This window comes from Streptomyces sp. NPDC059373 (assembly GCF_042751495.1).
Lineage (GTDB): Bacteria > Actinomycetota > Actinomycetes > Streptomycetales > Streptomycetaceae > Actinacidiphila.
Genome location: NZ_JBHYXC010000001.1, coordinates 248,451 through 259,488, shown reverse-complemented (window position 1 = coordinate 259,488; position 11,038 = coordinate 248,451). Strand labels below are relative to the sequence as shown.

The 11,038-nt window shown below is 69.7% G+C and carries 10 protein-coding genes; 3 read left to right on the top strand and 7 right to left on the bottom strand.

The window, feature by feature from the left end; translation table 11 throughout:
* Positions 1 to 94: 94 nt before the first annotated feature.
* The 6 genes from ACFXJ5_RS01190 to ACFXJ5_RS01165 all read right to left on the bottom strand — a co-directional run bounded on the left by ACFXJ5_RS01190 (position 95) and on the right by ACFXJ5_RS01165 (position 6,639).
* Positions 95 to 2,122: a beta-galactosidase gene (locus tag ACFXJ5_RS01190; protein ID WP_384625139.1), complete on the bottom strand. Its 2,028-nt coding sequence runs from the start codon at positions 2,120 to 2,122 to the stop codon at positions 95 to 97.
* Positions 2,123 to 2,214: 92 nt separating this feature from the next.
* Entirely contained in the window at positions 2,215 to 3,108 is an 894-nt protein-coding gene (locus ACFXJ5_RS01185; protein WP_384625137.1) for a carbohydrate ABC transporter permease, read from the bottom strand.
* Entirely contained in the window at positions 3,105 to 4,118 is a 1,014-nt protein-coding gene (locus ACFXJ5_RS01180; RefSeq protein ID WP_384625134.1) for a carbohydrate ABC transporter permease, read from the bottom strand. The genes ACFXJ5_RS01185 and ACFXJ5_RS01180 overlap by 4 nt, the downstream gene beginning before the upstream one ends.
* Entirely contained in the window at positions 4,118 to 5,425 is a 1,308-nt protein-coding gene (locus ACFXJ5_RS01175; RefSeq protein WP_384625132.1) for an ABC transporter substrate-binding protein, read from the bottom strand. The genes ACFXJ5_RS01180 and ACFXJ5_RS01175 overlap by 1 nt, the downstream gene beginning before the upstream one ends.
* A gap of 190 nt (positions 5,426 to 5,615) precedes the next feature.
* On the bottom strand, positions 5,616 to 6,080 hold the full coding sequence (locus tag ACFXJ5_RS01170) for a sigma factor-like helix-turn-helix DNA-binding protein (RefSeq protein ID WP_384625129.1): 465 nt from the start codon (positions 6,078 to 6,080) through the stop codon (positions 5,616 to 5,618).
* A gap of 40 nt (positions 6,081 to 6,120) precedes the next feature.
* Positions 6,121 to 6,639, bottom strand: coding sequence for a MarR family winged helix-turn-helix transcriptional regulator (locus ACFXJ5_RS01165; RefSeq protein WP_384625127.1), 519 nt, complete (start codon positions 6,637 to 6,639; stop codon positions 6,121 to 6,123).
* A gap of 197 nt (positions 6,640 to 6,836) precedes the next feature.
* Here ACFXJ5_RS01165 and ilvA point away from each other — a divergent pair, with 197 nt between their 5' ends.
* The 3 genes from ilvA (at position 6,837) to ACFXJ5_RS01150 (ending at position 10,384) form a co-directional block, all read left to right on the top strand.
* Positions 6,837 to 8,081, top strand: a complete 1,245-nt coding sequence (gene ilvA, locus ACFXJ5_RS01160) for a threonine ammonia-lyase (protein ID WP_384625125.1) — start codon at positions 6,837 to 6,839, stop codon at positions 8,079 to 8,081.
* Positions 8,082 to 8,579: 498 nt separating this feature from the next.
* On the top strand, positions 8,580 to 9,539 hold the full coding sequence (locus ACFXJ5_RS01155; RefSeq protein WP_384625123.1) for an ATP-binding cassette domain-containing protein: 960 nt from the start codon (positions 8,580 to 8,582) through the stop codon (positions 9,537 to 9,539).
* Complete coding sequence (locus ACFXJ5_RS01150) at positions 9,536 to 10,384, top strand: ABC transporter permease (protein WP_384625120.1); 849 nt, start codon at positions 9,536 to 9,538, stop codon at positions 10,382 to 10,384. The genes ACFXJ5_RS01155 and ACFXJ5_RS01150 overlap by 4 nt, the downstream gene beginning before the upstream one ends.
* Before the next feature lie 70 nt (positions 10,385 to 10,454).
* Here ACFXJ5_RS01150 and greA read toward each other — a convergent pair whose 3' ends face one another.
* Positions 10,455 to 10,952: a transcription elongation factor GreA gene (greA, locus tag ACFXJ5_RS01145; protein WP_384625118.1), complete on the bottom strand. Its 498-nt coding sequence runs from the start codon at positions 10,950 to 10,952 to the stop codon at positions 10,455 to 10,457.
* Positions 10,953 to 11,038: the final 86 nt, after the last annotated feature.

Here is an 11,038-nt window from a genome sequence, read left to right as displayed (position 1 = left end):
GTAGCCGTGTACGGCGGACGGAGTCCGGCGCAGTCGGGCGAAGCCCGGGAGGCCCCTGGGGCCGAGCGGTGCGAGGTCGGCGTTGGGGATCGGGTCAGGGCCGCGGCTCCCGTACGACGGCGACGCCGCCGGGCGGGACGGTGACGGAGCCGGTGACGGGCTTGGTGGTCAGGAGCTCGACGCCGTCCGCGGGGACCTCGGCGCCGGTCCCGGAGTGGTCGATGAGGAAGACGTAGTCCGCGTCGGTGCCGCGGCGGCGGACGACCTCGAGGCCGGGCGCCGCCGCCTTTTCGGGCCGTACGCCGGCCTCCTCGCAGATCCGGGAGAGCAGCGCCGCCAGCGTGGCCGCGTCCGGGTGCGTGGCGACGTACCAGGCGGAGCCGGCCGTGTCGAAGCCGCGCCGGGTGATCGCCGGGAGGCCCGCGAGGGGACCGTCGGCGTACGAGGCGACGACCTCGGCGTCGACGGGGCGTACGCGCTCGGACCACAGGTCGGCGCAGGCACCCGGGGGCACCTCGCCGGTCAGGCCGGCCGTCTCGCCGGGCAGCAGCGGGAAGAGTTCGTCGGTGTGGACGCCGAGCAGTTCGCGGAAGGCGCCGGGGTAGCCGCCGAGGCGGACGTGGCAGTTGGCGTCGACCTGGCCGCTGTGGAAGCCCACGGCGAGGGTGCCGCCGCGCTCGGCGAAGGACGCGAGGTTGGCGGCGTCCGCGTCGTCGACCAGGTACAGGCTGGGGGCCAGGACGAGCCGGTAGGCGGTGAGGTCGTCGCCGGGGCGTACGAAGTCCACCGGCACGCCGGCCCGCCACAGGGGCGCGTACCAGTCCCGTACGAGGTCCTGGAAGGACAGCTCGCCGCTCGGCTGGGAGGGCAGTTCCAGGGCCCAGCGGGCGTCCCAGTCCCAGACGATGGCGACGGAGGCGGAAGCGGTGCTGCCACGCACCTCGGCGAGGGCGGCGAGGTCGGCGCCGAGCTGGACGACGTCGTGCCAGATCCGGCTGTCGGTGCCGGCGTGCGGCAGCATCGCGGAATGCCATTGCTCGGCGCCGGCCTTGGAGGCACGCCACTGGAAGAAGGCGATGCCGTCGGCGCCGTGCGCGACGTGGGCGAGGGCGTTGCGGCGCAGTTCGCCGGGCCGCTTGGCGCGGTTGACCGGCTGCCAGTTGACGGCGCCCGTCGAGTGCTCCATGAGCAGCCAGGGGCGGCCGCCCGCCAGTGACCGTACGAGGTCGGCGCTGAGCGCGATGTCGAGTTCCGCCTCGGGGTCGGACGAGATGAGGTAGTGGTCGTTGGAGACGATGTCCAGCTCGGGGGCCCAGTCCCAGTAGTCCAGGGCGTCGAAGTTGCGCATCACCATGAAGTTGGTGGTGGCCGGAACGTCCGGGGCCGCCTCCCGCAGCACCGCGCGCTCCGCCGTGTACAGCGACAGCAGTTCGTCGGAGCAGAAGCGACGCCAGTCCAGTTGGTGGGTGGGGTTGCCGACGGCGCCGGAGGCACGCGGCGGGAGGATCTCGTCCCAGGCGTAGTACCACTGGCTCCAGAAGGTGGTGCCCCAGGCGCGGTTGAGGGCGTCGAGGTCGTCGCCGTAGCGGGCCCGCAGCCAGACCCGGAACGACGCGGCGCTGGCGTCGCAGTAGCAGGCGGCGTTGTGGCAGCCGTACTCGTTGTGGACGTGCCACATGGCGAGGGCCGGGTGCGAGGCGTACCGCTCACCCACGGCCCGGGCGATCGCGAGCGCGGCGCGCCGGTAGGCCGGGCTGCTGGGGCAGAAGGTCTGCCGGCTGCCGTACGAGAGCCGGCGCCCGTCGCGGTCGACGGGCAGCGCGTCGGGGTTGGCGCGGAAGAACCAGGCGGGTGGGGCGGCGGTGGGGGTGGCCAGGTCCGCCGCGATGCCGTTCTCGTGCAGCAGGTCGAGGAGGCGGTCCATGCGGGAGAAGTCGTAGCGGCCCTCCTCCGGCTCCAGCAGGGCCCAGGAGAAGATGCCGACGCTGACCATGGTCACGCCGGCCTCGCGCATGAGGCGCATGTCCTCGTGCCAGATGTCGTCGGGCCACTGCTCGGGGTTGTAGTCGCCGCCGTATGCGATTCCGGGCACGCGGAGAGCGGGAGCGGGGCCGTGTGACATGGTGCGTGATCTCTCTCGAGTGTGTTTCATGTGCCGGACGGGGGCGGGGCGGCAGGCCCCGCCCCCGTCCGGCGGGACCGGTGATCGGGGCGTCAGCCCTTGCTCGCACCCAGGGTCAGTCCGCTGACGAACTGGCGCTGGAGCGCGAAGTAGACGACGAGGGTGGGAATGGCGGTCAGCAGCGCTCCGGCGGCGACCAGGTTGGGGTCGGTGAAGTACTGCCCGGAGAGGTTCTTCAACGCCGAGGTGATCGGCATGTTCTCGCCCGTCGAGATGAGGACGACGGCCCAGAAGAAGTCGTTGTAGATCCAGATGGACAGCAGGGTGGCCAGGGCGGCCATCGCGGGCTTGCACAGCGGCAGCACGATCTGCCAGTACAGCCGCCATACCGAGGCGCCGTCGACCAGCGCCGCTTCGGTCAGCTCGTGCGGCAGCGAGCGCATGTAGTTGCTCAGTACGAAGGCGCAGAAGCCGGACTGGAAGGCCACGTGGATGAGGACCAGGCCGAGCGCGGAGTCGTACAGCTTGCCGGACGTGGTGATGCCGGGCAGGTTCACCAGCAGGTAGAGCCGGTAGAGCGGGGTGATGATGACCTGTTGGGGGAGCAGGTTGCCGGCGGTGAAGACCAGCAGCAGTGACAGGTTGATCCGGAAGTCGAAGCGGCTGACGTAGAAGGCCACGCAGGACGACAGGAAGAGGGTCAGCAACACCGAGGGGATGGCGATCAGCAGGGTGTTGCCGAAGTAGTGCATCATCCCGGACTGGGTGAAGGCGTTGGTGAAGTTGGCCAGGCTCAGCTTGTGGGGCCAGGAGACGTAGCCCTTGTCGCTGGTCTCGGCGTACGGCCGCAGGGCGGCGTACAGCGCCCAGAGCAGGGGCGCCAGCCAGGCGAGGGCGGCACCGGCGAGGAACAGGTGCAGGACCAGCCGGGCGGGGCGGACGCGCTGCCGGGGAGGCCGGGAGGTGGTGATCGTCGTGGCGCTCATGCCCGTCGCTCCTTCCGGAAGGTGCTGATCAGATAGGGGATGATCACACCGAGCGAGATGAGCAGCAGGACGACCGCGATGGCGGAGCCGTAACCGATGCGGCTGGACTCGCCGATGATGTTGTTGGTGACCAGGATCGACAGCAGCTCGGTGCCCTGCGTTCCGCCGTTGAAGACGAAGACCAGGTCGAAGGCGCGCAGCGACTCGATGATCGTGACCACCAGGACGATGGTGTTGATCGGCTTGAGGACCGGGAAGATGACGTTCTTGAACGTCTGCCACTCGTTGGCGCCGTCCAGCGCGGAGGCCTCGCGCAGCGAGGGGTCGACCCCCTTCAGGCCGGCGAGGTACAGGATCATCATGTAGCCGGTGTGCCGCCAGCAGGCGGCGACCAGGACGGCCCACAGGTTGAGGTTGGGGTCGCCGATCCAGTCGATGTAGTGGCCGGGCTTGTTGGCCCCGATGAGGCTGTTGATGAGGCCGGTGTCGGGGTTGTAGACGAGCTGCCAGACGAATCCGATGACCGCGAAGGAGACCACCACGGGGAGGAAGAAGGCGGTCTGGTAGATCCGGCTGAATTTGATCTTCTTGTCCAGCTGCACGGCCAGGAACAGGCCCAGCGGGGTGGGGATCAGCAGCAGCACGACCAGCCAGATCGCGTTGTGCTGGACCGCCGGCCAGAACTGCGGGTTCTCGGTGAACAGCTGGCGGAAGTTCTCCAGCCCGACCCACTTGATCGAGCTGAAGCCGATGCCGTCCCAGCTGGTGAAGGCCAGCGCGACCGAGGCCAGCGCGGTGAGCCAGACCAGCGCGACGTGCAGGACCGTCGGTACGCCGGCCATGAAGAACAGAGTGACCCGGTCGCGGCGGGTGAGCAGGCGTCGGTGCCCCTGGGGGATCCGGCGCCTGGCGCGCGGGGATGTTGTTCCGGGGGTGCCCGGAGGCGGCGCGGTGGCCGCCTCCGGGGTGCTGGGGAGTCCGGACCCGGTTCCGGTGATCGGAGCGGTCATCAGGAAGCGAAGATCGTCTTCTTCTGGCGTTCGATCGAGGACAGCAGGCTGTCGATGCCCTTGGGGTTGCGGACGAAGTTCTGCAGGGCGGGCTGCATCACCGTCGAGGTGAAGTCCGGGCGGCTGTCGCGGTCCATGAACTGCGTGAGGTGCTTGGCCGCCGCGATGGTGTCGTAGCCCTTCTTCTGAAGAGCGGTGTACGCGGAGGTGTCGGCCTTGGTCGAGGCGGCGACGACGCTCGGGTCGCCCTTGAGGTAGGTCTCCTCGGCCGCGGGCGTGCCCAGGAACTCCAGCAGCTTGACCGAACCCGCGTGGTTCTTGGGCTTCTTGCTCAGCATGTAGCCGTCGGTGGGAGCCTCGACGGTGTCCTGGCCGTACGTGGGGTCGATCTCGGGGAAGACGAAGAAGTCGAGGTCGGCCAGGTCCTCGGCCTTGGTGAACTGCTGGGCGACGAACATGCCCAGCAGATACATGCCGGCCTTCTTGGCGACCAGGCCCTGCGCCGCGTCCTGCCAGGTGCGGCCGACGGCGCCGTCCTGGTGGTAGGGCAGGATCTCGGCCCAGTTGTCGAAGGTGGCGCGGGTCTTCTTGTCGGTCCAGGACGCCTTGCCCTGCATCAGCGACATGTGGAAGTCGTAGCCGTTGGTGCGGCAGTTGATCTGGTCGAACGTGCCCATCGCGGGCCACTGGTCCTTGTCGCCGAAGGCGATCGGGACCAGGTTGTCCTTCTTCATCTGCTTGCACAGCGCGAGGAACTGCGACCAGGTGGTCGGCACCGTGTAGCCGTGCGCCTTGAAGACGCTCTTGCGGTAGAAGATCGCCCAGGGGTACGTGTACAGCGGGACGAAGTAGTACTTGCCGTCCTGGCCCTTGCTGAGGTCCTGCATCGCGCTGGGGAAGTTGCCCTTGATGGACGACCACACGTCGTCGATCGGGGTGGCCAGGCCCTTGGAGGCGAAGAACTGCATCCGGTAGCCCGCGAACCAGGTGAACACGTCGTCGGGCGTGCCCTGGAGGTAGGAGTTGATCTGCTCCTGGAAGGTGTTGTGGTCCTTGGTGTTGACGTCCACGGCTATCCCGGAGGACTTCGTGAACGCCTTGTAGACGCCGGCGAACGCCTTCTTCGGCACGGCGTCCGAGGAGTTGGAGCCGAGGCTGACGGTCTTGGGGTCGGACGAGCCGGAGCTGCCGGCGCAGGCGCTCAGCAGCGGGATACCTGCGCCGAGGGCTGCAGCGCCACCGAGGCCGCGCAGGATCGTGCGGCGGCTCGGGCCGGGGACGGACAAACCTGACGGTGTGAGGTGCATATCGGCTCCTGAGGGCATCGCCTGCCACGTACGGCACTTCGGGGGACACCGAAGCGATCACAAATCAACGTGACCGAACAGGCGTGGAGCAATGAGAGCTGTATGTCCTGTCATGCGTCAAGGGTTTTCGTTTGACTTTGTGGAAATGTAATCGACACAACGGAAGAGGGTTTCCGTTAACGGCCTGATGTTAGGACGTAGCCGTGACAGTGGAAGGGGCGGCCGGCGGCGCCGGCGGCCGGCTGCGGAGGGTGGCCATGGCCCGAAGGCACAGCGCCCGTACCCGGTCGGCAGGCAGCCCCAGCTGGGCCGCAGCCTGCTCCTCGGCCACGCCCTCGTAGAGCCGCAGCACCACGACCAGCCGCTCCTGCGGGGTGAGCCGGGCCAGTACGCCGCTGCCGGTGCGGCGCCAGTGGGGGCGGTGGGCGTAGCGGCGGACGAGCTCGGCCCGTGTGTAGGCGTAGGGGTCCTCGCCGCGTAGGCGGTACCAGTTCGCATACGTACGCGTCAGGGCCGCGCACAGCAGGGCGTCGGCGTCGGCGGGGTCGCCGGTGAGGAGGACGGCGGCATGCAGCAGCCGGCCCGCCGCGCCGGCCGCGAAGGCCTCGAACTCGGCGCTGCGCAGGCGTTCCGCTGCCGCCCGACGCTGTCCCACAGCGCCATGGGACGGCAGCGGAAGCCCCCGGGTCAAGAGGTCAGGAGGAGGTCTGGGAGGAGGTCTGGGAGGAGGCCTGCTCCTCGGGCTGGGTGACGGCCGCGTGGTAGTCCGAAAGGGCGATGTTGAAGCGGCCCAGGAGCTCGCAGAAGGTCTCGCGCTCCGGCTCCGTCCAGCCCTCCGTGACGACGGCCATCAGTTGCTGCCGGGAGGCCCGTACCTCGTCCAGCCGCGCGCGCCCGCGCGGGGACAGCGCCAGCACGACGGCGCGCCCGTCCTCGGGGTGCGAGGTGCGTTTGACGAGCCCGGAGTCGACCAGCGGCGCGACCTGGCGGGTGACGGTGGAGGAGTCGATCCCCATGCCCTCGGCGAGCGCCTTGACGCCCATCGGGCCTTCTTTGTCGAGGCGGTTGAGCAGCAGATAGGCGGCCCGGTCCATGGAGTTGCGGGCCTTGCCCACCCCACCCAGGCGGGTCTGCTCCGCGCGCCGGGCGAAGAGCGCCACTTGGTGCTGCAGGCGCTCGAAGAGGTCGGTCGTTGTCTCCGATGGAATGGGCATGGCCGGAAGCTCGCGTTCTGTCGGTCCTGCGGAGGTTGGGAGAAGAGTACGCGGAGAGAATGCGGGCCGGACCCCACCGGGGAAAAGAAGGTCGACCATGTGGGCCGTGCGGTTGTGGTGGGTGCTGTGCGGGGGCGTGGCCGGGCGATTTCGCCGTACGTTTCAGGCCACTGCGGCGGGACTGACAGACTGGGCCCATGGAAAGCCCTGTGGCGGCGGTTCCGTCGTTCCCCTCGCACCCGATCACGCTCGACGACATCCGTGGCGCGCACAAGATGCTCTCCGGTGTCGCCCGGGTGACCCCCATGGAGGGCAGCCGCTTCCTCTCCTCGCTCATCGGTGCCCCGGTGCACTTCAAATGCGAGAACCTGCAGCGCACGGGCTCCTTCAAGGTGCGCGGCGCCTACGTACGGATCGCCGCGCTCAGCCCCGAGGAGCGCGCGGCAGGCGTCGTCGCCGCCAGCGCCGGCAACCACGCGCAGGGTGTGGCGCTGGCCGCCTCGCTGCTGGGTGTGCGGTCCACGGTCTTCATGCCGGTCGGCGCGCCGCTGCCCAAGATCGCGGCGACCCGTGACTACGGGGCGGAGGTGCGGCTGCACGGGCACGTGGTCGACGAAACGCTGCGCGCGGCCCAGGCGTACGCGGAGGAGACGGGCGCCGTCTTCATCCACCCCTTCGACCACCCCGACATCATCGCCGGCCAGGGCACCGTGGGCCTGGAGATCCTGGAGCAGTGCCCCGAGGTCCGCACGGTCGTCGTCGGCATCGGCGGCGGCGGGCTGGCCGCCGGGGTCGCGCTCGCGGTCAAGGCCCTGCGGCCCGACGTACGGGTGGTGGGCGTGCAGGCCGCCGGCGCGGCCGCGTATCCGCCCTCGCTGGCCGCCGGGCGGCCCGTGCAGCTGGATGCCGTCGCGACGATGGCCGACGGCATCATGGTCGGGCGGCCGGGAGACGTGCCGTTCGCGATCATCCGCGACGCGGTGGACGAGGTCCTCACGGTTTCCGAGGACAACCTCTCCCGCGCGCTGCTGCTCTGCCTGGAGCGGGCCAAGCTCGTCGTCGAGCCCGCCGGCGCCAGCCCCGTCGCCGCGCTCCTCTCCCAGCCGGAAGCCTTCGCCGGGCAAGGCCCTGTCGTCGCCGTCCTGTCCGGCGGCAACGTCGACCCCCTCCTGATGCAGCGCATCCTCCGCCACGGCATGGCCGCCGCCGGCCGCTACCTCTCCCTCCGCCTCCGCCTCACCGACCGCCCCGGCGCGCTCGCCGCCCTCCTCGACGTCCTCTCCCACAGCGACGCCAACGTCATCGACATCGCCCACGTCCGCACGGATCCACGCCTGGGGCTCACCGAGGCCGAAGTCGAGCTCCAGCTCGAGACCAAGGGCCCCGAACACTGCGAGGCTGTCGCCTCAGCGCTGCGTGAGGCCGGCTACGTCATTCTCTGACCCCACTCTCCCCCTCCGGGTTGGGGGTAGGCCGTCCTCCCCCAGCTAGACGCTGGGAGGTGCCCCCAAGGCGGGACGGGCTGGCCCAACCCGCCCGCAGCCGGCGACGGCGCGTACCCCGACGGCGCTGGCCCGAGGCCCGAGGGTGCGTCGCCGGGTGCGGCTCCGTGGCCGGGTTGTGCCCACCCTCCCCCAGCCTGGCGGCTGGGGGGACCCCCACCTCGCTTCGCTCGCCACGCGGAACGCCTGCCCACAACCCGAGCGGGAGTCGTGCCGTCCCCCCACGCCCGCTAGGGCGTTGGGGGGGCAGCCCCGTGGGGGTCCGGGGCGCGGCCCCGTGGGGGGCGGGAGGGTCCGCTGTCGGTGGGGCGTGGGACGGTGAAGGGGAGGGCGGGCGTAGGAGCGCGCACAAAAACGGTTGACGCGATATATCGCGTCTGCCATGCTCGACCGCGCTGCGTCGGTATCAGGACGTAAACCCTGGACGGGAGACACCGCATGACAGGCGCCATCTACGCCGAAGGCCTGGTGAAGACCTTCGGAAACGTACGCGCCCTGGACGGAGTGGACCTGGACGTGCCGGAAGGCACCGTGCTGGGGCTGCTCGGTCCGAACGGGGCGGGGAAGACGACGGCGGTACGGGTGCTGACGACGCTGCTGAAGCCGGACAGCGGCAAGGCGGTCGTGGCCGGCGTGGATGTGCTGCGGCAGCCGAACGAGGTGCGGCGGCTGATCGGGCTGTCCGGGCAGTTCGCGGCCGTGGACGAGTATCTGACCGGCCGGGAGAACCTGCAGATGGTCGGCCAGCTCTACCAGATGAGTGGCAGGGACGCGAAGGTCCGGGCGGGGGAGCTGCTGGACCAGTTCAACCTCGCGGACGCCGCGGACCGGCCCGCCAAGACGTACTCGGGCGGCATGCGGCGACGCCTGGACCTGGCGGCGGCGCTGGTGGTCAGGCCGCCCGTGATGTTCATGGACGAGCCGACGACCGGCCTGGACCCGCGCAACCGCCTCGGGCTGTGGGACGTGATCCAGGACCTCGTCGCGGGCGGTACGACGCTGCTGCTCACCACGCAGTACCTGGAGGAGGCGGACCGCCTCGCGCACGACATCTGCGTGATCGACCACGGCAAGGTCATCGCGCGCGGGACCTCGGACCAGCTGAAGGCCCAAACGGGCGGCGAGCGGGTCGAGGTCGTCGTGCACGAGCGCGAGCGCCTCACGGAGGCCACCGAAGTGCTGCGGGGCTTCGGGAAGGGCGAGACCAAGGTCGAGGACCACATGCGCCAGGTCACCGTCCCGGTGACGGGCGGGGCGAAGCTGCTCGCCGAGGTGATCCGCGAACTGGACTCCCGCGGTATCGAGATCGACGACATCGGGCTGCGCCGCCCGACCCTGGACGACGTGTTCATCTCGCTGACGGGTCACGTCGCGGAACTGAAGGAGGACGCCGAATGACGGCCGTCAGCGCAATCCCCACGGCGACACCACAGCCACGCAACGCGGTCATCCAGTCCGCCCGCGACTCGCTCGTCGTCGCCAAGCGGAATCTGATCCGCATGATGCGCATTCCCGAAGTGGTCATTTTCGGGCTGGTCCAGCCGATTATGTTCGTGGTGCTGTTCAGCTATGTCTTCGGCGGTTCGATGAACGTCGGCGGCACCACCGACGCGGGCGTGTACCGCGAGTTCCTGATGGCCGGCATCTTCGCGCAGACCGTCACCTTCGCCACGGCGGGCGCGGGCGCCGGAATCGCCGACGACATGCACAAGGGCCTCGTCGACCGCTTCCGGTCGCTGCCGATGGCGCGCGGCGCCGTCCTGACCGGCCGGACGCTGGCCGACCTGGTGCAGACGACGCTCACCGTGATCGTCCTGGCCATCGTCGCCCTGATCGTCGGCTGGCGGGTGCACGAGGGCATCCCGAAGGCGCTGGGCGGCTTCGCCCTGCTGCTTCTGCTCGGTTACGCGTTCTCGTGGATCGGCGCGCTGATCGGGCTCACGGTCCGTACGCCGGAGGCGGCCACCTCGGGCGGGCTGATCTGGCTGTTCCCGCTGACGTTCATCTCGAACGCCTTCGTGGACTCCAGCCAGATGACCCCGTGGCTGCGGCATCTGGCGGACTGGAATCCGTTCAGCGCGACCGTGCAGGCCTGCCGTCAGCTCTTCGGCAACCCGGGAGTGTCGCAGTCGCCGGCCTGGCCGATGCAGCACCCGGTGTGGGCCTCGCTGCTGTGGTCGATCGTGATCATCGTGGTCTTCCGGACGCTGGCGGTCCGCAAGTACCGGCACGCGACGTCCTGACCCGACGTCCTGAGCGTGGTGGGTGCCCCGGCCGCACGGCCGGGGCCCACTGTCTTCCGTCTCAGGAGGCTCAGGCCTGGTACGGCTTGACCGCGAGGATCTTCACCGAGGCCTTCTTGCCGTTCGGCAGTTCGTACTCCGCGTCGTCGCCGACCTTCTTGCCGTTCACCCCGGATCCCAGCGGGGACTGCGGCGAGTAGGTGTCCAGCTCGGAGGACACGTACTCGCGCGAGCCCAGCAGGAAGACCAGGGTGTCGTCGGGGTCGCCGTCGAAGGCGATCGTGACGACGGTGCCCGGCGCGACCACGCCGTTGTCGGCGGGGGCCTCGCCCACCTTGGCGTGTTCGAGGATCTGGTTCAGCTGGCGGATCCGGAGCTCCAGTTTGCCCTGGTCCTCGCGTGCCGCGTGATAGCCGGCGTTCTCCTTGAGATCGCCTTCCTGGCGGGCTTCCTCGATCTTGGCGACGATCTCGGCGCGTGCGGGACCAGACAGATGCTCCAGCTCGGCCCTGAGCTGGTCGTACGCCGCCTGGGTCAGCCAGGTGACGCTGTCGCTGGTCTGGGTCACAGGTGCTCCTCGTCGGTACTCGGGTTGCTTGTTGCCTGCTGATTTACAAATGAACGCCCTACCCAGAAAGATGCGTCTTCGCGGGA